The 25,575-nt window shown below is 71.9% G+C and carries 19 protein-coding genes; 11 read left to right on the forward strand and 8 right to left on the reverse strand.

What is annotated here, in order from left to right:
• The 6 genes from ACIQRW_RS38040 to ACIQRW_RS38065 form a co-directional block, all read left to right on the forward strand.
• The coding region (locus ACIQRW_RS38040) for an SDR family NAD(P)-dependent oxidoreductase (RefSeq protein WP_403769891.1) at positions 1–3,284 on the forward strand (3,284 nt) is incomplete at its 5' end.
• A 99-nt stretch (positions 3,285–3,383) separates the two neighbouring features.
• Positions 3,384–4,901, forward strand: a complete 1,518-nt coding sequence (locus ACIQRW_RS38045; protein ID WP_403769893.1) for an MFS transporter — start codon at positions 3,384–3,386, stop codon at positions 4,899–4,901.
• A gap of 172 nt (positions 4,902–5,073) precedes the next feature.
• The gene (locus ACIQRW_RS38050; protein ID WP_403769927.1) at positions 5,074–7,965 is read left to right on the forward strand and encodes a helix-turn-helix transcriptional regulator; all 2,892 of its coding nucleotides are present in this window, start codon (positions 5,074–5,076) and stop codon (positions 7,963–7,965) included.
• Between the two features lie 78 nt (positions 7,966–8,043).
• Positions 8,044–8,601: a flavin reductase family protein gene (locus ACIQRW_RS38055; protein WP_403769895.1), complete on the forward strand. Its 558-nt coding sequence runs from the start codon at positions 8,044–8,046 to the stop codon at positions 8,599–8,601.
• Positions 8,602–8,641: 40 nt separating this feature from the next.
• Positions 8,642–9,409, forward strand: coding sequence for a BTAD domain-containing putative transcriptional regulator (locus ACIQRW_RS38060; protein ID WP_403769897.1), 768 nt, complete (start codon positions 8,642–8,644; stop codon positions 9,407–9,409).
• A gap of 57 nt (positions 9,410–9,466) precedes the next feature.
• Positions 9,467–10,510, forward strand: a complete 1,044-nt coding sequence (locus tag ACIQRW_RS38065; protein ID WP_403769899.1) for an LLM class flavin-dependent oxidoreductase — start codon at positions 9,467–9,469, stop codon at positions 10,508–10,510.
• Here the strand turns inward: ACIQRW_RS38065 and ACIQRW_RS38070 are convergent.
• The 7 genes from ACIQRW_RS38070 to ACIQRW_RS38100 are packed head-to-tail and all read right to left on the reverse strand — an operon-like array spanning position 10,459 to position 18,338.
• The gene (locus ACIQRW_RS38070; RefSeq protein ID WP_403769901.1) at positions 10,459–11,514 is read right to left on the reverse strand and encodes an LLM class flavin-dependent oxidoreductase; all 1,056 of its coding nucleotides are present in this window, start codon (positions 11,512–11,514) and stop codon (positions 10,459–10,461) included. The two genes, ACIQRW_RS38065 and ACIQRW_RS38070, sit on opposite strands and share 52 nt — an antisense overlap.
• A 14-nt stretch (positions 11,515–11,528) precedes the next feature.
• Positions 11,529–13,328, reverse strand: a complete 1,800-nt coding sequence (locus tag ACIQRW_RS38075) for a dipeptide ABC transporter ATP-binding protein (RefSeq protein ID WP_403769903.1) — start codon at positions 13,326–13,328, stop codon at positions 11,529–11,531.
• On the reverse strand, positions 13,318–14,301 hold the full coding sequence (locus ACIQRW_RS38080) for an ABC transporter permease (RefSeq protein WP_403769905.1): 984 nt from the start codon (positions 14,299–14,301) through the stop codon (positions 13,318–13,320). Before ACIQRW_RS38080 ends, ACIQRW_RS38075 begins: the two co-directional genes overlap by 11 nt.
• On the reverse strand, positions 14,298–15,233 hold the full coding sequence (locus ACIQRW_RS38085) for an ABC transporter permease (protein ID WP_403769907.1): 936 nt from the start codon (positions 15,231–15,233) through the stop codon (positions 14,298–14,300). The genes ACIQRW_RS38080 and ACIQRW_RS38085 overlap by 4 nt, the downstream gene beginning before the upstream one ends.
• The gene (locus ACIQRW_RS38090) at positions 15,233–16,858 is read right to left on the reverse strand and encodes an ABC transporter substrate-binding protein (protein WP_403769909.1); all 1,626 of its coding nucleotides are present in this window, start codon (positions 16,856–16,858) and stop codon (positions 15,233–15,235) included. The genes ACIQRW_RS38085 and ACIQRW_RS38090 overlap by 1 nt, the downstream gene beginning before the upstream one ends.
• Complete coding sequence (locus ACIQRW_RS38095; RefSeq protein WP_403769911.1) at positions 16,855–17,097, reverse strand: ferredoxin; 243 nt, start codon at positions 17,095–17,097, stop codon at positions 16,855–16,857. The genes ACIQRW_RS38090 and ACIQRW_RS38095 overlap by 4 nt, the downstream gene beginning before the upstream one ends.
• A 5-nt stretch (positions 17,098–17,102) precedes the next feature.
• A complete protein-coding gene (locus tag ACIQRW_RS38100; RefSeq protein ID WP_403769913.1) occupies positions 17,103–18,338 on the reverse strand; it encodes a cytochrome P450 in 1,236 nt (411 codons plus the stop codon).
• A gap of 221 nt (positions 18,339–18,559) precedes the next feature.
• On the opposite strand from ACIQRW_RS38100, the gene ACIQRW_RS38105 reads away from it, so the two are divergent.
• From ACIQRW_RS38105 to ACIQRW_RS38120, 4 genes are read left to right on the forward strand one after another with little or no spacing between them, the layout of a single operon-like run.
• Entirely contained in the window at positions 18,560–19,327 is a 768-nt protein-coding gene (locus ACIQRW_RS38105; protein WP_403769915.1) for a 2-oxo acid dehydrogenase subunit E2, read from the forward strand.
• On the forward strand, positions 19,324–20,442 hold the full coding sequence (locus ACIQRW_RS38110) for an alpha/beta hydrolase (protein ID WP_403769917.1): 1,119 nt from the start codon (positions 19,324–19,326) through the stop codon (positions 20,440–20,442). Before ACIQRW_RS38105 ends, ACIQRW_RS38110 begins: the two co-directional genes overlap by 4 nt.
• Positions 20,439–21,317, forward strand: coding sequence for a TIGR03621 family F420-dependent LLM class oxidoreductase (locus tag ACIQRW_RS38115; protein ID WP_403769919.1), 879 nt, complete (start codon positions 20,439–20,441; stop codon positions 21,315–21,317). The genes ACIQRW_RS38110 and ACIQRW_RS38115 overlap by 4 nt, the downstream gene beginning before the upstream one ends.
• A 4-nt stretch (positions 21,318–21,321) precedes the next feature.
• Entirely contained in the window at positions 21,322–22,755 is a 1,434-nt protein-coding gene (locus tag ACIQRW_RS38120; RefSeq protein ID WP_403769921.1) for an FAD-dependent monooxygenase, read from the forward strand.
• Between the two features lie 138 nt (positions 22,756–22,893).
• Here the strand turns inward: ACIQRW_RS38120 and ACIQRW_RS38125 are convergent, their stop codons facing one another.
• Positions 22,894–23,928 (reverse strand): 3-oxoacyl-ACP synthase III family protein, encoded by a 1,035-nt coding sequence (locus tag ACIQRW_RS38125; protein ID WP_403769923.1) that lies wholly within the window; start codon positions 23,926–23,928, stop codon positions 22,894–22,896.
• 246 nt (positions 23,929–24,174) lie between these two features.
• Here ACIQRW_RS38125 and ACIQRW_RS38130 point away from each other — a divergent pair.
• On the forward strand, positions 24,175–25,575 hold a 1,401-nt coding region (locus ACIQRW_RS38130; RefSeq protein ID WP_403769925.1), incomplete at its 3' end, for a type I polyketide synthase.

A 25,575-nucleotide genomic window follows, 5' to 3' on the forward strand; every position in this document is an offset into this window, starting at 1 on the left:
GCGACGACCTCTACGCCGAAGTCACCCTCCCCGAAGACACCGACACCACAGGCCACACCCTCCACCCCGCACTCCTCGACGCCGCACTCCACCCGTGGGCACGGGAGGTCATGGGCGAGAACCCGGAGAGCGTCCTGCTGCCCTTCAGCTGGCAGGGGGTGGCCCTGCACGCCGTGGAGGCGACCCGGGTCCGGGTAGCGCTGACCCGTACGGGTGAGAACACGATGCGGCTGCGCCTCACCGATCCGACGGGTGCCCCCGTCGCGACGGTGGACGCACTCACCGCACAGGCCGGCAGCGTGGCCGACCTGACGGCCGCCGCCGACGCGGGCGGCGCCGCGCGCGCCCCGCTGCACCTGCTCGAGTGGAAGCCGCTGCCCGCCTCCGGCTCCCCGGCGGAGGTCCCTGGCGGTGTCGTGGTCCTCGGAGCGGACCCGTTGGGGCTCGCGGAGACGCTCGGCGCCCAGACCCACGCCGATCCGGCGACCCTGCGAGCGGCCGTCGCGGCGGGCGCCGAGGTTCCGGGGCTCGTGCTCGCCACCTTCGTCGACGACGCGGCGCACGGGGAGAACGCTTCCGCGGCCGAGGACCTGCCGGACCGGCTGCACGCGGTGACCGCCCGGGCCCTGGAGCTGTCGCAGCACTGGCTGGAGCTGGACTGGCCGGCCGGCGCCGTGGTCGAACCCAGGCTCGTCGCGGTCACACGGGGGGCGGTGGCCGCCCGGCCCGGACCCGAGATCCAGGATCTGGCCGCGTCATCCGTCTGGGGCCTGCTGCGCTCCGCCGGCACCGAGCACCGGAACCTGTTCGCCTTGCTGGACACCGACGGAGCCGTCCAGGAACATCCGGAAGGGCTCGCCGCGGCCCTCACGACGCTGCTGGACGGCGACGAGCGCCAGCTCGCGGTACGGGACGGCGGGCTCTACGCGCCCCGGCTGGTGCGGGCCGACGCGGCGTCGGAGGTGCTGGTGCCACCGAAGGACGCCTCGTTCTGGCGGCTCGACGTGCACAGTTCCGGCACCCTCGGAAACCTCGCGCTGCTCCCCGCGCCCGAGGCCGGCGCACCGCTGCAACAGGGGGAGGTGCGGGTCTCGGTGCGCGCCGCGGGGCTGAACTTCCGCGACGTCCTGGTGGGTCTGGGAATGTACCCGGGCGATGAGGCGCGGATCGGTGGCGAGGCGGCCGGCGTCGTCCTGGAGATCGGGCCCGGGGTGACCTCGGTGGCCGTCGGCGAACGGGTCATGGGGCTCTTCCCGCTGGGCGCGATCGGACCCGTCGCGGTAACGGACCACCGATGGGTGACCCGGATGCCACAGGGCTGGACGTTCACCGACGCGGCCGTCCTCCCGGTCGTGTTCCTCACGGCGTACTACGGCTTGGAGGACCTCGCGAAGGCGCGCCGGGGCGAGTCGTTGCTGGTGCACGCCGCGACCGGTGGTGTGGGCATGGCCGCGCTCCAGCTCGCGCGGCACTGGGGCCTGGAGGTCTACGGCACCGCGAGCAGACCGAAGTGGGACGTGCTCAAGTCGCTCGGCGTCGAAGAGGCCCGGATCGCCTCGACCAGGACACTCGACTTCGAGGACCAGTACCGGAAGGCGACCGGCGGCCGGGGCTTCGACGTGGTGCTCAACTCACTGACCGAGGAGTTCGTCGACGCCTCGCTGCGGCTGCTCGCCCCAGGCGGCCGGTTCCTGGAGATGGGCAAGACCGACATCCGGGACGCGGACGATGTCCAGGAGAGGTACGCCGACGTCACGTACACCGCGTACGACCTGATGCGGGTGGAGCCCGAGCGGGTCCAGCAGATGCTGGTCGAGCTGGTGCGGCTCTTCGAGTCGGGTGCGCTGCACCGGTTGCCGGTGACCGCCTGGGACGTGAGCCACGCGCCGGAAGCGCTGCGGTATCTGAGCCAAGCCCGGCACACGGGCAAGGCGGTGCTCACCCTGCCGGCGCCGCCGGACCCCGAGGGGACGGTGTTGATCACCGGCGGCACCGGAGCACTCGGCAGCCTCCTCGCCCGCCACCTCGTCACCCACCACGGCGCACGCCACCTCATCCTCACCAGCCGCCGCGGCATCAACGCACCAGGCGCCACCCAACTCCACCACGAACTCACCACCCACGGCGCCACCCTCCGCATCGAAGCCTGCGACACCACCAACCCCCACAACCTCACCCAACTCCTCAACACCATCCCCGACCACCACCCCCTCACCACCGTCATCCACACCGCGGGCACCACCCACGACACCCCCCTCCACCACCAAACCCCCCAACACCTCCACACCACCCTCCACCCCAAAGCCCACACCGCCTGGCACCTCCACCACGCAACCCAGAACCACCCCCTCACCCACTTCCTCCTCTACTCCTCACTCTCCGGCCTCACCGGCACCCCCGGCCAAGCCAACTACGCAGCCGCCAACACCTTCCTCGACGCACTCGCCCACCACCGCCACACCCAAGGCCAACCCGCCACCTCCCTCGCCTGGGGACTCTGGGCCGAGAGCAGTTCGCTGACCGAGAAGCTCGGGGACGCCGATCTGGCGCGGATGGCCCGGGACGGCATCCTGCCGCTGGAGAACGCCGAGGGGCTGGCGCTCTTCGACGCCGCCCTGACGGGGCGCCAGCCGCTGGCCGTGGGGGTGGGTCTCGATTCGGTGGCGCTGCGCAAGCGGGCCCGGGCGGGGTCACTGCCGGCGCTCTTCGGTGAACTGGTCGGCGGCGGCCGTGCGGTACGGCGGGCGGTGACCGACGCCGAGGGCACGGCGGACAATGGCACGGCGGTGCGGGCCCGGCTCGCGACGCTGACAGGTCCCGAGCGGATCGAACTGCTTCTCGGACTGGTGCGCGGCCATGTGGCGACGGTGCTCGGGCACACGGACGCGGCCGGGGTCGATGCCGAACGGCCCTTCAAGGAATTGGGGTTCGACTCGCTCACCTCGGTCGAGCTGCGCAACCGGCTCACTGCGGGCTTCGGGCTGCGGCTGCCGAGCACGCTGGTCTTCGAGCATCCGACGCCGCTGGCGCTGACCCGGCACCTAGAGACGGCGCTGTCGCCCGCGGAGGAGGACCCGGTCGCGGCGGTCCTTTCCGATCTGGACCGGATCGAGGCCCGGATGCTGTCGCTGGGCACGGGTGACGGCGGGCGGGGCCGGCTGACCGGCCGGGTGCGTGAACTGCTGGTGCGGCTGGAGCCGGAGGGAGGTGCGGCGGTGCCCCTCACGTCGGCCTCGGACGACGAGATCTTCGACTTCATCGACAGGGGACTGGGCGTCAACTGAGTTCGGGAAGTAGGGGTTTGATAAACGGGGACAGTCCCTGTATCTTTTTCGGAAGAACCGTGGATTGTCCCCGTTTAGTTTTCGAGGAGATGCCGAATCATGAGTGAAGAGACCGTCACGAGCGCCGCGGGCCAGAGCCCGCCCGCCAAAGGCGGCGCGACGGAGCGCCGACCGGGCATGGTGCTGCTCATCGTCCTCGCCCTCCAGACCATGCTCATCCTCGATGTGAACGTGGTGAACATCGCCCTGCCCGACGTCAAGGAGGCCCTGGACTTCACCCCGACCGGACTCTCCTGGGTCCTCAGCTCCTACCTGCTGACCTTCGGTGGGCTGCTGCTGCTCGGTGGCCGTGCCGGGGACGTCCTCGGGCACCGCCGCGGAATGCTCATCGGCGTCACCGTCTTCACCCTCGCCTCGCTGCTCGGCGGCTTCTCCAACTCGGCGGGGATGCTCCTGGCCGCCCGCGCGCTGCAGGGTGTCGGCGCGGCCATCGCCGCGCCGACCGTACTCGCGCTGATCGCCACCCACTTCACCGACGACAAGTCCCGGGCCCGCGCCCTCGGCCTCTACGCGGCGGTCTCCGGCTCCGGCGCCGCCATCGGCCTGATCGGCGGCGGTCTGCTGACGGACTGGCTCTCCTGGCGCTGGGTGCTCTTCATCAACGTGCCCATCGGCATCGCCCTGCTGATCGCGGCCCCGATGTTCATCCACGAGACCGAGCGCAAGCCCGCCCGCTTCGACCTCGGCGGCGCCCTGACGTCGACCGTCGGCATGACGGCGCTCGTGTACGGCTTCATCCGCGCCGCCGAGAGCGGCTGGAGCGACGCCCTGACGCTCGGCTCCTTCGCCCTGGCCATCGTCCTGCTCGCCCTCTTCGTCTTCATCGAGACCCACGCCAAGCAGCCGATCACGCCGCTGCGGCTGTTCGCCGACCGCAACCGCGCGACCGGATACCTCTCGCTGCTGTTCGTCATGGCGGCCGGCAACTCGATGTTCTTCTTCCTGACCCAGTTCCTCCAGGAGGTCCGGGGCTTCACCCCGACCCAGGCCGGACTGGCCTTCGTACCGCTCGCCGTGCTGATCCTCGCCACCTCCAGCATCGCCGCCAAGTTGCTGCCCAAGGTCGGCCCGCGCGTACTGACCGCCGTCGGCGCCGCCGGCATCAGCGTCGGACTGATCTGGTTCGCGCAGATCACCCCGGAGTCGGAGTACCTCTCCTCGCTCCTGGGGCCGATGCTCGTCGCCGGTCTGGGCATGGGCACCCTGCTCGTCGGCGTCACCACCATCCTGATGTCCGGCGTCGTGCCGGAGGAGACCGGCGCCGCGTCCGGTCTGCTCAACGTGATGCAGCAGATCGGCGGCGCGCTCGGCCTCGCCATCATGGTCACCGTCTTCGGCGCCGCGAGCCGCGCAGCCGAGGTACCGTCCGGCCTGGACGCCGGGGGCGCGGCGGACTTCGTCCTCACCGAGGGCGTCACCACCGCGTTCGCCTGGGGCTCCGGATTCACCGCACTCACCATCCTGCTCACCCTCATCATGCGTACCGTCCCCATGGGCGGTGGCGGTGCGGAGCCGGAGCAGGCGGCGGACCCCGCGCGCGAGGTCACCACCTCGTAGCGCCCGGGAACGTGCGGCGAAACCCTGGTCGGCACCTGCCGACCAGGGTGCGTTCGTTATCCCTGAGGCAAGTTTGCTTCCTGTTTATAAGTCGCTCGAACCGCCTTGATACAGGTCGTTAAGGTGGTGCTCGAGAAGTCGGCTCAAGGGGGAGGGGACAGCCATCGTGAAGATGTCGCTGGTCACTGAGGGTTCGACGCAGCTGCCACCGGTACGCTGCAAGGAATCAGTACTGTTGTTGGGCGCGTTGCAGGATTTACAGGACGGGCAGGGAGGCATCGTCGAGCTGCTCGGCGAACCCGGCTCGGGAAAGAGCCGGCTGCTGGCGCAGCTGACCTCCGCCGCGCGCGCCCGGGGCGTACCGGTGCTCGACGGCCGTTGCTATCCCTCCGAGCAAGGCGATCCTCTGCACGTGTTCACGCGTGCTCTCAACGGGCTGATGACCCCGGAGAGCCTCACGCACCTCTCCCCCGCCCATGCCGAACTGCTGCGTGCCGGACTCTGCGCCCGGCTGGGCGGACGGGGCGCCGAACTCCCGCCGCTCCCACTCTCCCAGGCCGTGCACGCCTTGCTCGACCAGGCCGCGAGCGAAGGTCTGCTGCTTGTCCTCGACGATTTTCACTGGGCCGATCCCCAGTCCCTCGAACTCGCCGACCATCTGGCCCGTTGGACGTTCAGGGCACCGGTCCTGTTCGTTCTCGCGCACCGGCCTCGGCAGGCGGCGCCCGCGCTGCTCAGCACGCTCGCCCAGGGCGCCGAGCAGGACCGGGTGCACCGGATCGAGCTCCAGCCGCTCAACCTCGACCAAGCCGCCCGGTTGCTCGACGTACGCCCCGACACCAGTTGGCTGCCCGCCGCGCTCATGGAGAGCGGCGGCAACCCGCTGTACCTACTGGCACAGGGCGACGCCTCCCCGCTCGGTTCCGGACTGAGGCCCGCCCTGCTGACCGGCCGGCTGGCGCAGCTGGCGGCCGAGCTCGGCGCGCTGGACCCGATGGAACGGCTGGTGGCGGAGTCGGCGGCGGTGCTCGGTGACCGGTTCAGCCGGGAAGAGCTGTCAGCGGTCTCGGAGCTGCCCGTCGAGGAGACCTGCGCCGTCGTCACCTCCCTGTTCCAGCGCGACATCATGCGGCCGCTGCGTTGCTCGGCCGGCCAACTAGGCTTTCGTCACCGGGTGTTGCGCCGTATGCTGCACGACCAGGCTGAGCTCTGCTGGCGTTCGCAGGCGCACAGAAGGGCACTCAGCGTGCTCAACCGGAGGGCCGCATCGGCCTCCGAGCGTGCCGTGCACATCGAGCTGTCGACCACTTCCCTCACCCCGCAGGACCTGGAGACGCTGGCCAAGGCCGGCAAGGAGGCGGAGCAGAGCTCCCCGTACGACGCCGTGCGGTGGCTGCTGACGGCGCTGCACGAGCTCCCCCCGACCGAGCAGTCAACCGGTCGGCTCCTCGGCCTGATTCCGCCGCTGGCCCGGGCACTGCGGGCGGCCAACTTCCTCGCCGACGACGCCTCACTGCGGATGCAACTGACGCAGGGTTCGGCGCTGGGTCCCGGTCAGGCGCGCCGGGCGGCGGTCCGGCTCTGCGTGATCGTCGAGTGCCTCCACGGCCGGTACAACGAGGCGGCGGGCCTGGTGTCCGCCGAACTCCGCACCCTGCGCAGGACGAACGCCGACAACGACCTCCTCGCTCAACTCACGATCTACCGCGGAATCGTTTCCGCACTCCGTGCCGACGGCGAACTGCCCGAGATCGCGGCCCGGGCCCTGGCCCTGGCCCGGGCCGACGGCAAGCGCACGACGCTGGCCGGCGCCACCGCCCTGCACGCCCTCGGTGAACTCTCCGCCGGCCGCACCGCGCAGAGCCTGGCCTCCTACGACGCCGCCGTGCACCAGATGGACGAGCTCTCGCACAACGAGGTGTACTTCCACTCCGAGTACCTCGCGCTGCTGGGCTGGTGCGCCCAGGCGCTCGGCCGTCCGCGCGAGGCGGAGTCCTTCTACGAGCGCGGCACCGCGGTGGTCCGGGACTGCTCGCACAACGCGATGCTGCCCGTGCTGTTGAGCGGACTGGCCGAGGCCCAGTTGCGGCAGGGACGACTGGAGAGCGCCCGCAGGTCCGCTGCCGAGGCCGCGGAGCTGGCGGGCTACCTGGACGCCCAGCGGCTGCGCACCGCGGCCCTCGCCCAGGAGGCGCTGTGCGTGACGTACGCCGATCCGCCGGGCAGCAGCCGGGCCTCGGCGCTCACCGAACAGGCCGTCACCACCCTGGGCCGCTCGCAGTGCCGCTGGCGCGGCGCCGCCATCCTCAGCCTCGCCGAGGCGCTGCTGCTACAGGGCAGCCCGGACCGCTGCGTGAGCCTGCTGCTGGAGCTCGGCGACGTGGAGCTGCGCGACCTGGACGCCACGCTCCGTCCCCACGCCTTCGAGCTGCTCACCCTGGCCTCGCTCTCCGGCGGCACGGGCAGCACTTCGATGTGGGCAGACCGCACGGCCGGCGCGGCGCAGGCCCTGCGGCTGCCGCACAACCGGGCCTACGCACTGCTCTCGTGCGGGCACGCACTGGCCGAACGGGGCGACTGGGACGCGGCGGTGGCGCTCTACGAGGAGGCGGAGCGCGCCTTCGACAACGCACGGCTGCGACTCCACCGGCTGACCGCCCGGATCCGGGCGGCCCGGGCGGCGAGCAACAGCAGCCACCCGGAGCGGGCGGCGGAGCTGTGGGCGTCCACGCAGGAGCTGGCCGAGCGATGGGAGGTCCTGCTGCTGGCCCGGCTGGGCCCGGACACGCCGTTGGAGAACTCCCTGTTCCGCGGCTGCCACGCGCTGCTGCCCGCGCCCATCCCGTCGGTGACCGGTCTTGAGGTGCTGACCGAGCGGGAGCGGGAGGTCGCCAGAGCTGCGGGAACGGGGCGGCGGACGCGGGAGATCGCGGAGGCGCTGGGGCTGAGTCCACGCACCGTGGAGGCCCATCTATCCCGTATATACCGGAAGTTGGAGATTGGTTCGCGCGCGGAACTGGCTCGACTGATGGCTGTACGTATTTCCACGGATGCCCTTACGTGATCGCACTGTGAGGCTGTGGTCACGGCGCTGAGCCGTGCGGGGTCCGTCCGGCCCCGGAACAGTTCTCCAGGGGGTGTCATGCGTCACGGCGGGATCGCCCATCCACATGTCTGGTCCGCGTCCACCACGTGTCCGGGGTCGGGCACGATGAGCGAGGAGCCGATCACGGCGGATGCGTTCCGGGGGGTTTTCCGGGCGCATCCGGCCGGTGTGGCGATCATCACGGCGTTGGGCGAGAGAGGGCCCGTCGGATTCACCGCGACCTCGCTCAGCTCTCTCTCCTCCACCCCTCCCCTCGTCTCGTTCGGGGTGGGCCGGCGCGCCTCGTCCTGGTCCACGGTCTGTGCCGCCGAGTACGTGGCGGTACATCTGCTCGCCCTCGACCAGCAGGAGCTCGCCACGACCTTCGCGCGCAGCGGTGCCGACCGGTTCGCGCCGCCGACCCGTTGGCGGCCCGGCCCGCAGGGGGTGCCGCTGCTCGACGACGTGCCGGCGGCACTGGTCTGCCGCAAGGTGTACGACCTGCCCGCCGGCGATCACACCTTGGTGATCGCGCAGCCGGTTCACGCACTGAAGGGCGATCCGGCGCAACCTCTCGTCTATCTCGACGGTCGCTACGGCTCAGTGGCGCGCTGAGCGCTGTCGGGACATGCGTTTTCTGGAAGGTTGAGCAAACATGCGATTCGAAATTCTGGGCACCCTGCGCATGACTGAGGGCGACGACGTCTTCGCCATCAGCGCCCCAAAGGTGGAATGCCTTCTCGCGGCCATGCTGGTACGTGCCGACGACGTCATCACCACAGACCAGCTGTGCGGCGAGATCTGGGGCGACGAACCGCCGCGCCGGGCCACCGCGACGTTGCACGTGTACATATCCCAGCTGAGAAAGCTGCTCAAGCGCACGGACGCGGACAAGGGACCGATCGTGACCCGATTCCCGGGGTATGTCCTGGAGCTGGGCTGCAACACGCTGGACGCGCACGACTTTCAGCGGCTTGCCCAGCAGAGCCGGGCGGCCTCCCGGGCACGCCGGCACGCGGAGACCTCCGCACTGTGCAACCAGACGCTCTCGCTCTGGCGCGGCACCGTCCTCGGCGAACTGCGGGGCGGCTCGATCGTGGACGAGTTCGCCACCTGGGCGGAGGAGACCCGGCTGGAGTGCGTGGAGATGCGCAACGAGGCGGATCTGGCGCTGGGGCGGCACCGGGAGCTGATCGGGCCACTGTACGCGCTGGTCGCCAAGCACCCGCTGATCGAGGCGTTCCACCGGCAGTTGATGCTCGCGCTGTACCGCTCCGACCGCCGGGCGGACGCGTTGCAGGCGTACCACACCGTGCGCTCCACACTCGACCGGGAGCTGGGGATCAGCCCATGCCGGCAGTTGCACGAGCTGCATCAGTCGATCCTGCTGGACTCCGGTTCCACCCTGCCTTCGGCAGCCTGAACCAGGCTCTGTCCAGGCCGTGTTGAAAAGTGGGGACAGTCCCCATATTCTCGTTTCATGACCACAGACCTGAGCATCAACCTGTCTGTCCTGGACACCGCGCCCGTCTGGCGGGGGTCGACGGCGACCGTCTCGCTGCGCAACACCATCCGACTGGCCCGCACCTTGGACCAGCTCGGCTACCACCGCTTCTGGCTGGCCGAGCACCACAACATGCCGTCGCTGTCGACCTCGTCGCCGGCGATCCTCGCCGGGCAGATCGCCGCCGTCACCACGCACTTGCGCGTGGGGTCCGGCGGCGTCATGCTGCCCAACCACCCGCCGCTGGTGGTGGCCGAGCAGTTCGGCACGCTGGCCGCCCTGCACCCCGGCCGGGTCGACCTCGGCATCGGGCGGGCCCCCGGCACCGACCCGCTGACGGCCCGCGCGCTGCGCCGGCAGGCCGGGCCGCTCGGCGGCTCCGACTTCCCCGCACAGATCATGGAACTGCTCGAACACTTCGCACCGCCCGTGGGCGCACCCGCCCCGGCCGCCCGGCGCGGAAAGGTGCTCGCCGTCCCGGCCGACGAGCAGGCCGTGCCGGTGTGGCTGCTCGGCTCCAGCGGGTACAGCGCGCAGCTCGCCGCCGCCCTGGGCCTGCCCTTCGCCTACGCCCACCACTTCGCCCCGCACGGCACCTTGGCCGCGCTGGACGCCTACCGCTCGGAGTTCCGGCCCTCCCAGTACCTCGCGGAGCCGTACTCGATGATCGCCGCCTTCGGCGCGGTGGCCGAGGACGACGCCCGGGGCGAACTCCTCAGCGCCCCGCTGCGGATGATCACCGCCCAGTCACTGCGTGGCCAGAACCCGCACTTCCCGCCCGCCGAGGAGGCCGCCCGCTTCTCCTTCACCCCGGAGGAGCGGGCGGTGGTCAACCAGATGTACGACCCTCAGATCTTCGGCGGGCCCGAGACCGTACGACAGCGGATCACCGAACTCACCAAGGCCACCGGCGTCGACGAGCTGATGATGCTCAGCGTGGTCCAGGACCACGACGAGCGCGTGCACTCCTACGAGCTGCTCGCCGAACTGGCCGGGCTGAGGCCCCCCGCCACGGACTGATCCACCGCGTCGGCCAGCAGTTGGAAGGTCCGGACCCTGGCCTCAAGGCCGAACACGGGCGCGGTCGCCAGCAGTTCGTCCGCTCCCGTCCGGGCCCGGAAATCGGCGAGACGTCGACGTACCGTCTCGGCACCGCCCACGATCTGCGGGGCGAAATGACCGTCCAGGTAACTCTGCTGAGCATCGGTCAGCTGGTATCCGGCCGCCTGGTCGGGGGTACGGAAGAGGGTCAACGGGTTGATCCGCCCCTCCACATGGGCCACCTTGATGGGCCCTGCCAGGTACTCTGCCTCCTCGTCCGTGTCGGCCGCCACCACCTGGGCCGACACCGCGACATAGGGGCGCTCCAGCCGGGCCGAGGGGCGGAACTCCTCCCGGTAGCGGGCCACCGCCGTCTCCGTCCCGCTCGGGTTGAGGTGGTGGGCGAAGGCGTACGGCAGTCCGAGCCGGGCCGCGAGCGAGGCGCTGGAGGCGCTCGTGCCGAGCAGCCAGACCGGCAGCGGGAGCTCCGGCGGCGGGCTGACCATGACCGGCGGACGGGCGCCCGGACGGAACGGTGTCAGATAGCCGATCAGCTCGGCCAGCTGCTCCTCGAAAGCACCCTCGTGCGCCGGGTCGCCGGTGCGGCGCAGCGCACGGGCGGTGGCGGGCTCGCCGCCCGGCGCGCGGCCGATGCCGAGGTCGATCCGGCCCGGGTGGAAGACGTCGAGGGTGGCGAACTGCTCGGCCACCACGAACGGCACGTGGTTGGGCAGCATGACCCCGCCCGACCCGATCCGCAGCGTCGAGGTGACGCCGGCGAGCTGCCCGATCAGCACGGGCGGGGTGGAGGTACCGAAGGCCGGCATGTTGTGGTGCTCGGCCACCCAGTAACGGTGGTATCCGAGCCGCTCCACCGCCGGTGCCAGCTCCAGCAGTTCACGCAGGGACCGAGAGGCCGGGACCCCGTTCCAGACGGGCACCGTGTCCAGGACGGACAGGCGGAATCCAGCAGTGTCGTTCATGGGGCGACTCACTATCAGGAGAGATGGCCGGGCGTGGGAGGCCCGACCGGGATGGTTGGTGTGTTCGGTGCGCCGGGTGCGTGTGGTGCGGTCGATGAGGCGGCTGGTCGCGGCAGCGCGTCCAGCAGTTGCCGCGTCCATGGGTGCTCGGGGCTGGTGAAGACCTGCTCCACCGGACCCGCCTCGACGATGCGGCCCGCCCGCATCACCGCTACCCGGTCGCTGACGTGGCGGACCACGCCGAGGTCGTGCGAGATGAACAGCAGTGCCACGCCGAGCCGTTCACGAACCTGCTCGAATACGTCGAGCACCTGTGCCTGGACGGAGACGTCGAGCGCGGAGACCGGCTCGTCGCAGACGAGGACGTCGGGCTCGGGCGCGAGGGCGCGGGCGATCGCCACGCGCTGCCGTTGCCCTCCGGACAGCCCGCGCGGTCCGCGGTCGAGGAGCTCGGGCCCCAGGCCCACCAGGCCCAGCAGCTCGGTGATCCGGGACCGGTGGCCGCGCGCGGCCCGACGGCCACCGGCGCCGAGCGCCTCGGCCACGATCCGCTCCACGGTCCACCGCGGGTCGAAGGAGGACAACGGATCCTGCTGCACCAGCTGGATCCGCCCCCGCAACCCGGCACGCTCCCGCTCGCTCCGCCCGGACCAGGGGCGCCCGAGCAGCGCCACGGACCCCTCGTCAGGCTCCAGCAGTCCCAGTACGACTTGGGCGAGCGTCGACTTCCCCGACCCGGACTCACCGAGCACCCCGAGCGTCTCGCCGGCCCGGAGTGTGCAGGACACGTCGCTCAGGGCGTCGATGCCGGCACCGGGCCCGGCGAACCGCTTGCGGAGTCCCTCGACCCGCAGCACCTCGGTGCCGGGCGCGGGCCGACCGGGCTCAGGAGCGACGGTGCGCCGTCGGCGCGCGCCCGTGCTCCCGTCCGGGACCGGGTCCGCCGCGCCCGCGTCGTCCGCCGATTCGTGCGGCGGGACCCCGCCCCCGGCGGACGCGATGCGGCGGCGCGGTCCCGGAACCGCTGCGAGAAGACGGCGGGTGTAGGGGTGGGCGGGGGCCGCCAGGAGCTGCGCGACCGGGGCCGTCTCCACCAGGCGGCCGTCGTGCATCACGGCGACGCGGTCCGCCAGCCGGGCCACCACCGCCAGGTCGTGGCTGATCAGCAGCAGGGCGGTGCCCTCGTCACGGCGGGCGGCCAGCAGGTCGAGGATCTGGGCCTGCACGGTCGTGTCGAGCGCCGTCGTCGGCTCGTCGGCGATCAGCACGCGCGGGCCGGCGGCGATCGACGAGGCGATCAGCGCCCGCTGCCGCTGGCCGCCGGACAGCTGGTGCGGAAACTGCCGGGCCCGCCACTCCGGTTCGGGGACGGCGACCTGCCGCAGCAGCTCGACGGCTCTTGCGGGCCGGTCGCGTCGCGTGCCGATCCCGTGGTTGGCCAGCGACTCCTCGATCTCGGCGCCGACCCGTCGCAGCGGATCGAGCGAGACCAACGCGTCCTGGAGCACGAGTCCGATCTCCGCACCCCGGATTCGCCGCCACTCGCGCTCACCAAGGGCCGTGAGGTCCCGGCCGTCGAACTCCAGTCTGCGGGCGCTCACACGGGAGCCGGGGCCGGTCAGCCCGGCCAGCGTCCGGCCCGTGACCGTCTTGCCCGAGCCCGATTCGCCGACCACTGCCAGACACTCGCCGGCCCGCAGCTGGAGGTCCACGCCGTGGACGACCTCGGTGCGGTGCCGACCGTGGCCGAACGAGATCCGGAGGTCCTCCACCGTGAGGAGCGCCTGCCCCGCGCGGGGGTCTTCAACGCCCATGACCGTCCCTTTTGTCGATCCGACGCTGGAGGGACCGGCCCACGACCGTGACCGCGACGACCGTGACCGTGATGGCCAGGCCGGGAAAGACCGCGGACGCCCACGAGGTGTCCAGATGGTCGCGGCCCTCCGCGAGCATGGCCCCCCACTCGGGCGAGGGAGGCTGCGGACCGAGACCGAGAAAGCTGAGGGTCGATCCGGCGATGACCGCACTGCCGACGTTGACCGTGGCGAGGACCAGCAGCGGCGGCAGGGCGTTGGGCAACAGATGCCGTACGAAGACGGACCCCCTGCCGCGCCCGATCACCACGGCCGCCCGGACGTAGTCGCTGTCGCGGATGGCCAGCGCCTGCCCCCGGGCGAGCCGTACGAAGCCGGGCAGCAGGGAGGCCCCGATGGCCACGGTGGCGTTTCCGGTGCCGGGGCCGAGGACGGCGACCACGACCAGCGACAGCATCAGACCGGGGAAGGCCAGCAGGACGTCGGTGGCTCGCATCAGGATCTGGTCGACCGCCCGGCCCGCTACGGCCGCGAACACTCCGAGGAGCGAGCCCACGACGACGGCGAGGACCGTGGCGCCGAAGCCGATCAGCAACGAGGTGCGGGCACCGTGCACGATCCGGCTGAGCACGTCCCGGCCGAGCTGGTCGGTGCCGAGCCAGTGCCCGTCCCCGGGCCCGGCCAGGGCGATGACCGGGTCGATGGCGTCCGGCTGCTGGGGGGCGAGCAGTCCGGGCGCGACGGCGGCCAGAACGGCGAGGGCCACGACGGCGCCGGCCAGCACGACTCCCGCGCTCGGCCGACGCCGGGAGCCGCGTACGACACGGCGCCCGGGCACCGAACTGTCCTGCGGAGCCCCCGGGTCCCCGTCAACGCCGGGGCCCACGGGGAGCCGGGCGGCGCCGGAGTCCGGGCCCGTCCCGGCGGGCCGGACGGTTCCGGCCGCCCCCGCGCGCGTTTCGGACGCGGTCATCCGATGCTCCTCTCGTCGATCCGCGGGTCGACGATGCGATAGAGCACGTCCACCACGAGGTTGATCAGGGCGAAGGCCACGGCGGACACCAGCACGACGCCCGTCACCACCGGCAGGTCCCGGCCCGCCACGGCTCCCGCGGTGACCTGGCCCAGGCCCTGGCGGCTGAAGACGCTCTCCACCACGACCGCGCCGCCGAACAGCGCGCCCACCGCCCAGCCGGCCAGGGTGACCAGCGGGATCAGGCCGTGTCGCAGCGCGTGCCGGAACCGGATCGCGGTCTCGCCGCTGCCTCTGGCCCGGGCGCTGAGCACGAACGGTTGCTCCAGGGCGCGTTCGACCTCTTCCCGCAGTACCTGCGAGAAGACGCCGACGAGGCCGGTGGCGAGGGTGACCGCGGGCAGGACGAGACCCACCGGGCCGCTGCCGCCCATGGCCGGGAACCACTTCCACCGGAAGGACAACAGCGCCAGCAGGAGCATCCCGGTCCAAAAGGCGGGGGTGGCGGCCGTCACGAGTTCGAGGGTGGACGCGATCCGCCGGGTGCGCGGCCGGTGGGCGGTCAGCACGGCCAGGGCCACCGCGGCGAGCAGCGCCAGGACGAACGCGGCCGCCGCGAGCTGGACCGTGGGCCACAGTTGATCGCCGATCACCTCGCTGACCGGCTGCTGGAGCTGGAAGGATTCGCCGAGGTCCCCGGTGAACAGCCGGAGCATGAAGCGCCCGTACTGGACGGCGAGTGACTCGTCGAGCGCGAGCTCGCGGCGGACCTGCTCCACCAGCTCGGGCGTGGGGTTGGTGGAGCCGAGCACGCTTCGTACCGGATCGCCGGGCAGCAGCCTGAAGGCGAAGAAGACGGCGTTGGCCGCCCCGAACACGACGATGACGGCCAGCAGCAGCCGGCGGGCGAACCAGCGGAGGGGGAGCCCCATCAGTCCTCCAGCCGGGCGTCGTGGAAACGCGGATACGCCTGGACGTCGAACGTCAGTCCGCGGACCCGGTCGGCCGACCCGACCAGGGTGGCGGGCGCGTAGACGGGCAGGGCGAGAGCCTCCTCGTTCACCCGTGCCTGCGCCCGCGCGTACAGGGCCGTCCGCCGTGCGGGGTCGCGGGTGACGGTGGCCTCACGGAGCCAGGTGTCAAGCCGGGCGTCCTTGACGCCGAAGGCATTGGAGCCGCCCTTGTCGCCGGTCTGCGCGGAATCGAAGTAGCTCCGCATGATGTCGGGTTCGGCACGGTTCCAGCTGAAGGCGAGGATGTCGGCGTCGCGGCCGATCGCCTTCTGCAGATAGGCCCCCGGCTCCAGGGCGGTGAACCGGATCTCGATGCCGACGCGCTTCGCCTCTGCCTGGATGCCCTGGCCGAGCAGCGCCCGCTGGTCGCGCATCAGGCTCGTCATGTACGGCCAGTGCAGGGTGAGCCGCTCGCCGTCCTTGGTGCGGTAGCCGTCCTCGTCCCGTCCGGTCCATCCCGCCCCGTCGAGAAGGCGCGCTGCCTCCTTCGAGTCGTAGCGCCGACGGTCCCCGGCCGCGTACCCGGCGGTCGCGGGTGTCAGAGTGCTCCAGGCACGGTCGTACGCTCCCGAGTAGAGCGCCTTCACCAGCGCGTCCAGGCGTACCGACCGTTGGAGCGCACGGCGCACCCGCAGATCGTCGAGCGGCGCGCGGTTGACGTTGAACAGCAGCATGTACGGCGCGCCGGGCTGGGCCGCGCGCAGCAGCCGGAAGCCGTCGGAGTTGCGGAGCCGGCCGATGTGGCTGGGGGGTACGGCTCCGGCCACGTCCACCTGGCCGGAGCTGAGGGAGCCGAAGCGCGAGGCTGCCTCCGGGATGAACTCGACCCTCAGCCCGGCGACGCGGGCGGGTCCGCGGTTCTCCGCCTCCGGGGGCGCCCAGGCGTAGTGCGGGTTGCGGTCGAGGTCGATCCGCCGGTTGCGGGCCCAGCCCGCGAAGACGAACGGGCCGCTGCCGACGGGCTTCAGGCAGGTCCGACCCCGGTTCGCGAGCAGTGCGGTGGGCGACTGGATGCCGAAGGTCGCCGTCGAGAGGACCTGGAGCAGCGGCACGTACGGGCGGGACAGCGCCACCCGCACGGTGTGCGTGTCGACGACCGTCGCGCTCTTGTACATGGAGATCAGCCCGGCCGCGTACTGGGACTTGGTCTCCGGCGCCACCGTGTGGTCGAGGGTCGCCTTGACCGCCGCCGCGTCGAAGGCGGTGCCGTCGTGGAAGCGCACCCCTTCGCGCAGCCGGAAGGTGTACGCCCGTCCGCCGTCGGAGATCCGCCAGGACGTCGCGAGCCACGGGCGGATCCGACCCTCGGCGTCCATGGAGACCAGCGAGTCGAAGATGTTACGGCCGAGGGCGGCCGTGACGTCGTAAGGGCTGATCTGCGGGTCCAGACAGTCGGGCTGGCTCTCGACCGCGTACGCGATCCGGCCGTCGCGGCCGTCCCCCTTGCCAGGTCCGGCGGCGCACCCGGTCACGACGCAGGCGAGCGCCAGAGCCAGGACCAGGGTGCGCCGGATCGTGTTGACGCGGCGGGAACGCGGCCTCATGCGCCCCGCGTTCCCTCTGTGGTGTCTGCCGCGCCCACTTCCTCGGTGACGGTGATCCGCAGGGCGGCGGCCGGGCACAGGTGCTCTGCCTGCCGGGCCAGTTCCACGTCGGCGGCGCTGTCGACGGAGTCGGTGAGCAGGGCCACGATCCCGTCCTCGTCCTGGTCGAAGAGGTCCGCGGCGGTGAGGACGCACTGCCCCGCCCCGATGCAGCGGTCGGTGTCGGCGGTGATGCGCACGGGGCTCACCACGTCACGGGCAGTTCGTAGATGCCCTGGACACCGCTCTGCGCGGGCTTGATCTCCACCTGTTCGGCGGGGACGGCCAGACGCAGCCCGGGGATGCGGGAGAAGAGGAGCGTGAGGGCGCTCTCCATCTCGGAGCGGGCCAGGTTCTGGCCGATGCACTGGTGCACGCCGTACCCGAAGGCGAGGTGGTGTCTGGCACCACGCGCGAGGTCGAGTTCGTCGGCGTTCTCGAACGCCTCCTCGTCGCGGTTGATCTCGGCGGTGGAGAGCATCACGCTGTCGCCGGCCCGGATGGCGACGTCGCCGATCGTGATGTCCTCGGCGGCGATCCGCATGGCCACGTCGCCGATGGAGAGGTAACGCAGCAACTCCTCGACGGCCAGGCTCGCACCGGTCGGGTCGGCGCGGAACGCGGCCAGCTGACCGTGGTTCTGTAGCAGCGTGAACGTACTCAGCGTGATCATGCTGGCGGTGGTCTCGTGACCTGCCATCAGCAGGATGATGCCGAGCCGGATCACGTCGTCGCGGGAGAGCGAGCCGTCGGCCAGGTCCTTGTGGACGAGGGTGTCCAAGAGGCCGTCGCCGGGCTCGGACTCCTTCTCCTTGCGCTCGACCAGTTCGGTCAGGTAGCCACGCAGGTTCAGCAGCGCCCGGGTCGCGTCGTCCTCGGTGACCTGCGGCGACACCAGCAGCGCCGACTGCTCCTCGAAGTAGTCGTGGTCTTCGTAGGGGACCCCGAGGATGCCGCAGATGGTGTGCGAGGACAGCGGTAGCGCGAGGCCGCTGAGGATCTCGGCGGGCGGCCCCTGCTCCAGCATGGCGTCGACGAGTTCACCGGCACGCTGGTGGATCGACCGGGTCAGCTCCCGGGTGCGGCGCACGGAGAAGGCGGAGATGAGCCTGCGGCGGTACGCGGAGTGCTCCGGCGGGTCCATCCCCACGAGGATCGTGGCCTTCTGGATGGCCTTGCGACGCGGGCTCGGCGACGGAAAGTCCGGCCGGCTCCAGTCGGAGGACAAGCGGGGGTCGATGAGCAGCTCACGCGCGACGGCATGGCCGAGGACGACCCAGCTCGGGCGTCCGTCATAGAGCCGGACGCGCACCACCGGGCCTTCGGCCTCGCGCAGGTCGCGGTAACCGGACGGCGGCTGGTACGGGCACTGCCGCAACTGCGGGAATTCGGGCAGCGGATCGGATCCTGTGGTGAGGCCCACTGCACTGGAACGTGGCATGCGAGAACTCCTGCGAGCGGCGGCATTCGGGCTGTGGCCAGCCTGGAACCGGTGTCTTGTGCGGCTCTAAAGGCCGTCTGTGGACGACGGTCGGGGAGGCCGGCGCGGCAGGCTGTGGGCTAGGTGTTCTGTCCCGGGAGGTTGTGGACGGCGCCGCGCTGCGGGAGGTGTCTTTAGGCCGCGCTAGGAAGGGCTTAAGACCGGCTGCTGAAATTGGCGGGATGCATATCGCAGCCATCGCCCGGGAACGGCGTCACACGCTCTTCTTCCTCAACGAGATACGTCCGTTCGCCCCCGTCCACCTGGACACCGAGGTGGACATGTCCGGAGTGCTCGCCCACCGTGACGCCCATCGCGGGGGCGGCCGGCTTTCCCTGGTCACCTATGTGCTGCATTCCGCGGCCCGGGTGATCGCGGCCCACCCGGAGGCCAACGCGGCGATCCGCGGGCGCCGGCGCCCCAAGGTCGCGCGCTACGGAGAGGTGTCCGGAAAGGTGGCTCTGGACAAGCGGGTCGGCGGCCGTCGCGTCGTGGTCTCGGCGGTCCTGCCGGACCTGGACCGGGCCGATCTCAAGGGGATACAGCACGAGCTGGAGCGCTACCGCGACGGTGATCCCGAGACGATGCCGGAGTTCGCCTCGATGCTCCTGCTGCACCGGCTGCCGACGGCGCTGGCGCGCGCGGCCTACCGCCGGGCGGTCCGTTCGCTGATCGACCGCCCCCGCTTCTTCGGCACCTTCGCGGTCACCTCGCTGGGTCACCGGGCCGTCGACGGCTTCCACTCGGTGGGCGGCACCACGGTCACCTTCGGCATGGGCCGGGTGGTGGAGCGTCCGGTGGTCCGGGACGGGGAGGTGACCAGCGCGCCCGTCATGCGGCTGAACCTCACCTTTGACCACCGGGTCATCGACGGCGCGGAGGCGGCGGACATCCTCACCGAGGTCAAGGAGGCGCTTGAGGGGTTCTCGGCCGAGGAGGCGCTGCGATGAACGACGTCCGGGAACTCAAGCAGTTCGTCGAGGTGCACGGCCGCATCCTCGGCATCCCCGGTGAGCGGCTGCGGCAGGTGCTGCGGCGCATCCGACACGACCAGGACGGCGAGCCGGGCTCCTGGGCCCGCGAGTGGACCGAGGCCGGTGCCGAGCTGGAGCGCCGGGGCCGGGAGGTGGCGGCGGGACGGCACTTCAACATCGCCCGCTTCCCGTTCGTGGACGGCCCGGCCCGCGCCGACGCCCAGGAGCGCACGGTCGCCTCCTTCAACCGCTGGCGCTCCGGGGACGGTTCGGGCATTCGCAGGCTCGACCTCGATCTCCCGGGGGGCCGGGTGCGGGCCTGGGCGGCCGGCCTGGACGCCCGGGGCGCGGAACGCCCGCCCGTGCTGCTGCTGAGCGGCGGCATCGTCAGTGTCAAGGAGCAGTTCGGGCCGATCCTGGCCATGGCGTCGCGGCTCGGCCTGGCCGTGGTGGCCACCGAGATGCCGGGCGTCGGCGAGAACGAACAGCCCTACGTGGCAGACAGTCACCGGATGGTCCCGGAGCTCCTCGACGCGCTCTCGGACCGTGCGGACGTGGACCGGACCGTCGCCGTGATGATGAGCTTCAGCGGGCACCTGGCGCTCAGGGCCGCCCTGCACGACAAGCGGATTCGGGGTGTGGTGACGGCCGGCGCCCCTGTCGGGGACTTCTTCACGGACGTCGCCTGGCGTCCCAGGATCCCCCGCGTGACGGTCGACACCCTGGCCCACCTCGCCGGGAGCACCCCCGATCACGTACTGACGGAGCTCACCGGCTTCGCTCTGACACCGCAGGAGCTGGCGGCAATCGAGGTGCCGGTGTCGTACACGGTGAGCGCGCGCGACGAGATCATCCCGCCGGGCGACCGGCTCCTGCTCGAACACCACGTGCGCGACCTGCGGCTGCTGGTCCACGACGACGTGCACGGTTCGCCCTCGCACGTGGCCGAGTCCCGGCTGTGGAGCCTGCGGTCGGCGCTCGACACGCTCGGCGGGTACGGTCCCCAGCGGACCGTACTGGGCCTGGCCCGGTCGGCGATCCGGCTGCGGGAGCGACTGACCGGCTCGGGCCCTGCCAAGGGCGGCGCGTGAGCGCCGGGTTGGGGCCGCGCATCCGGTTCGGAGTGAGCGAGATCTCCTCCGACGCCGACTGGCCCGACCGCGCCCGGGAGGCCGAACGGCTCGGCTACGACACCTTCGCGACCACCGACCACCTGGGGATGACCGCGCCGTTTCCCTCCCTGGTGGCCGCTGCCGCCGCCACCTCCCGGATCGAGGTCGCCACTTATCTCACCAACACCGCGCTGTGGGATCCCGAGGTGCTCGCCCGGGAGGTCGCCGGCACCGACCGGCTGACCGGTGGACGGTTGGCGGTGGGGCTGCACTCCGGACAGACCGGCACCACGAGGACCGCCGCGCTCACCGCCCGGGAGAAACAGGACTGGCTGGTCGAGACGGTGGACGTACTGGACCGGCTGCTGACCGACCCCGCGCACCGACCGCGCCCGCTGCGCTCGCCCCGGCCGCCGCTGATGATCGGTGCCCACAACCCCGACCAGCTGGAACTGGCCGTGCGACGGGCCGACACCGTCTGTCTCATCGGCGCCGAACTGCCCGCCGGGGGCGGTTTCGTGCTGAGCGGCCCCAAGGAGTTCGCCGCGCAGGTGGCGACGGTGCGCGCCCGGGCCGGCCAGCTCGGCCGGGCCCCCGAGCTGAACACCGGGGTGAAGAAGGTCGTCGTCACGGACGACCGGTGGGCCGCGGCCGACGCGCTGCGCCCTTCCCTCGCACCGCATCTGACGACCGAACAACTCCTCGCACTGCCCACGGTGCTGATCGGCACCCATCAGGAGATCGCCGAGCAGATCCGCGGCCACCACGACCGGTACGGCCTCGGCTCGTACATGGTCCTCGGCACCCACCTGCACGATTTCGCCCCCGTGATCCCGCTGCTGCGGAAAGGATGAGCCTGTGACCGATCCCGTGATCGTCGTGGGCGCCGGCCCCACCGGCCTGATGCTCGCCTGCGAGCTCGGCCTGGCCGGTGCGCCCGTCGTCGTCGTCGAGCGGCGCGACGGCCCCGACCCCCACTCCCCCGGCCAAGCCGTGAACGCCGGCGTCATGGAGCTCCTGGCACAGCGGGGTCTGGCGGACGAGCTCCGCGAGGCCGGACTCCCGCTGCCCGGGGCCCACTTCTCCCTGCTGTGGCTGCGCCCGGAGGAGCTGACGGACCCACGCGTGCGCGGTGGGCTACTGGTGCCGCAGTCGCAGCTGGTGCGGGTCCTGGAGCGGCGCGCGCGCGAGCTCGGTGTGGAGGTCCGACGCGGCCAGGAGGTGACGGACCTCCACCAGTCCGCCGACTCGGTGACCCTGCGACTGCGCTCGGCCGGCGGCGAGTCCGCGCTGCGCGGCTCGTACGTGGTGGCGGCGGACGGCGCCGGAAGCAGCGTACGGGCGCTGGCTCGCATCGGTTTCCCGGGCAGCGGCTGGACCGTGTCGGGGATCGTGGGCGACGTGGCGGCCGACTGCTCCAAACTGGCCGTCAACCATCTGGGCGCCCACTACACCTCCTCCGGAGGGGTGTACTCCGGTGCGCCCGCCGGCCCCGGCGTCCTACGGGTGATCACCACCCTGTTCGGCGACGAGCCGACCGCCGCCTCGGGTCCGGTGACCCCGGAAGAGCTGGGGGGTGAGATCGAGGCGCTCACCGGCCGTCGGCTGGCGGCCCGTGAGACGCTGTGGGCCGAGCGGTTCACCAGCGTCAGCGGTAACGCGGAGCGCTACCGGGTCGGCCGGGTCTTCCTCGCCGGCGACGCCGCACACTCCTTCTACCCCCTCGGCGGCCTCCGGCTGAGCACCTGTCTTCAGGACGCGGTCAACCTCGGCTGGAAGCTCGCCGCGGACCTCGCCGGCTGGGCGCCGCCCGGGCTGCTCGACACGTACCACGCCGAGCGGCACCCGGAGGGCGAGCGGGCCCGGCTCGCGCTCGACGCCCAGCTCGCCCTGATGCACCCGCGGGCCCGGGCGGCCGGTGCGCGCTCTCTCTTCGCCGATCTCGCCCGCTTCGAAGACGTCAACCGGTACCTGGTGGAGCTGGTGACCGGCGTCGACCTGCGCTATCGCCTGGGCGGCGAGCACCCGGACCCGGCGCTGGGCGGCCGGGTCCCGGCCGCCACGCCGCTGCTGCACGACGGCCGCGGACTGCTGCTGCTTGCCGGGGGCGGCTCCGGTGATACGTTCGCGCGCACGGCCGCGGGCTGGGCCGACCGGGTCGGCACGGCGGCCGTCCCCGAGGGCGCGGGGACCGGCTCCGTACTTCTGCGCCCGGACGGGCACGTCGTGTGGGCCGAGGGTTCGGGCGAACTGGAGGCCGCGTTGAAGGAGTGGTTCGGCGCGCCGCGTTGAGTCGTCGCACCAGAGATGACGAAGCTCCCGCAGGATCCTTCTGCGGGAGCTTCGTCAGTGACCGGGCCCCCTGCTGACGCTTCGTCAGTGATCGGGAGTGGAACCGGCCACCGGGCCGGTGGGTTGAAGGGGCGTCGGTCAGACCGCTTCGAGCGCGAAGCCCGCCTTGATCCACTTGCTGGACTCCACGGAGATCCCCAGGACCCGGTCACCGAGGGCCAACTGGACCAGGGCCTGCTCCAGTTGGAAGAAGGGCATCGCGTTGCCCGTATTGGCGATGGTGTCGACGAGGGTGATCTCCTCCGCCAGCGGAATGTCCAGGCCTTCGACGATCCGCTGCGTCATGCGCCCGGAGAGCTGGGGCGGCAACAGGTAGTCGACCTCGGCGGCCGTCCAGCCCAGCTCGCCCAGGAGCTCGTCGGCGATCTCCCGGGACATCACGGGGACGGACTCCTCGATCGCCTTGTAGTCCTCCTTGATGTGGGCCCGGTCCGCGTCCGCGCGGTCGAGCGCGCCGGTCCACTCGACGATCTGGCCGGGCGCGCGGTTCAGGCCGGTCAACCTGTTGAGCACACGGCGGATCACCGGCGCGCCCGCGACCGGCTCCGCGCTCAGGACCGCCGCGCCGGCACCGTCGCCGAACAGGACGAAGTTGACGAGTTCGGCCGGGTCGAGCTTCGCCAGGTCCACGCGGGGGTCGTAGTGGCGCGAGCACAGCTCTCCGCCGATCACCAGGGCCCGGCGGTGGCCGCCGGACCGCAGCATCTGCCGGCCGACGTCGAGCGCCTGGAAAGCGCCCGCGCAGCCCGACTGGAGCTGGTAGGTCGGCACTCCGTCGATGCCTAGCCGGTCCGCGACGATGTTGACGGTCGCGGGCATCAGCTGGTCGGGGGTGGCGGTGCCGAGGACGACGAGGTCGATGTCCCCGGCGCCGACGCCGGCGCTCTCCAGGGCGCGCGCGGCGGCCCTGGTCGCCAGGTCGGCGAGTGTGGAGCGGAGCTTCCCCGTACTCAGATCCACCGACAGGTGTCTGGCCCGGGTGCCGACGAACGCGTCGACCCACTGTTCCCAGATCGGGTCCATGCCGAAGTGGCGGGCCAGGTCCGCGTTGTCCAGGGGATCGCCGGGCAGTGCGGTACCGGCCGACAGGATGTGGATTTCCGAGGCTTCCATCCGGCCACTTTCGGCCGCCCGGCTGACGCCCGGCTAAAGAGCTCCTTAGGGCGTCTCCGGCGGATCAGAGCCGGACACGCCCTGAGGCCCGCCCCCGCCGAGCGAGGCCTGTGCACCCCCGCCGAGCCGGGCCTGTGCCCGCCCGCCGGTCCGCGACCGGGCACGGCTTTAGGTCTCGCTAAGCAGCCCGCAAGCCGCGTCGGCGACGTTGCCCGGCATCACCGCTGGCATACGAGGGACGGGTTCATGGCCAACGAAGCGAAACTCCGGGACTACCTCAAGCGGGTCACGGCCGACCTGCAGCAGACCCGGCAGAGGCTGACCGATGTCGAGTCCGCGGCACACGAGCCGATCGCGATCGTCGGCATCGGCTGTCGTTTCCCGGCCGACGTGCGCAGTCCCGAGGACCTGTGGCGGTTGCTCGCCGCCGGCGGCGACGCGATCACGGACTTCCCCGAGGGCCGGGGCTGGGACCTCGACCGGCTCCACGCGCCTGACCCGGAGTCCGACGCGCCCGCCACCACGTATGTCGCCAAGGGCGGCTTCCTGCACGACGCGGACCGCTTCGACGCCGAGTTCTTCGGCATCAGCCCCCGCGAGGCCGAGGCGATGGAGCCGCAGCAGCGGGTCCTCCTGGAGACCGCGTGGGAGGCACTGGAGCGTTCGGGGATCGCCCCCGACACGCTGCGCGGCAGTGACACCGGGGTGTTCGTCGGTGCCATCGCCCAGGACTACGCCCGCCCGGAGGAGGTGCGCCCGGAGCTGGAGGGCTACCTCGTCACCAACACCACCAGCGTGGTCTCCGGCCGGATCGCGTACACGCTCGGCCTGGAGGGCCCGGCGCTCACCATCGACACCGCCTGCTCCGCCTCGCTGGTCGCCCTGCACCTGGCCGCCCAATCGCTGCGGCAGGGCGAGTGCTCGCTGGCGCTGGCGGGCGGCGCCACGATCATGTCGTCCCCCGTGCTGTTCACCGAATTCAGCCGGCAGCGCGGTCTGGCCACCGACGGCCGCTGCAAGGCGTTCGCCGCCGGGGCCGACGGGACCGGCTTCAGCGAGGGAGCCGCGCTGCTCGTCCTGGAGCGCCTGTCGGACGCCCGGCGCAACGGCCACCCGGTGGTGGCGGTGATCCGAGGCACGGCCGCGAACCAGGACGGCGCCAGCAACGGCCTGACCGCGCCCAGCGGCCCTGCACAGGAGGCCGTCATCCGGCAGGCGCTGGCCAACGCACGGCTGACCGCCGGCCAGATCGACGCGGTCGAGGCGCACGGTACGGGCACCACCCTGGGCGACCCGATCGAGGCGCGGGCGCTGCTCAACACCTACGGCCAGGGCCGCGGCTCCGACGATCCGGTGTGGCTCGGCTCGATCAAGTCCAACATCGGTCACACACAGGCCGCGGCGGGTGTGGCGGGCGTCATCAAGATGGCCCTGGCGATGCGCCACGGAGTGCTTCCGCGCACCCTCCATGTCGACCGGCCGTCCGATCATGTCGACTGGGCAGGCGGCTCGCTCAGGCTGGTCGAAGAGGAGCAGCCCTGGAGGGGGGCGGAGGGCCGGCCGCGTCGTGCGGGTGTCTCGTCGTTCGGTATCAGCGGCACGAACGCGCACGTCGTGATCGAGGAAGCCCCTGCCGACCACACACCC

The sequence above is a fragment of the Streptomyces sp. NPDC091287 genome (assembly GCF_044768525.1).
Classification (GTDB): domain Bacteria; phylum Actinomycetota; class Actinomycetes; order Streptomycetales; family Streptomycetaceae; genus Streptomyces.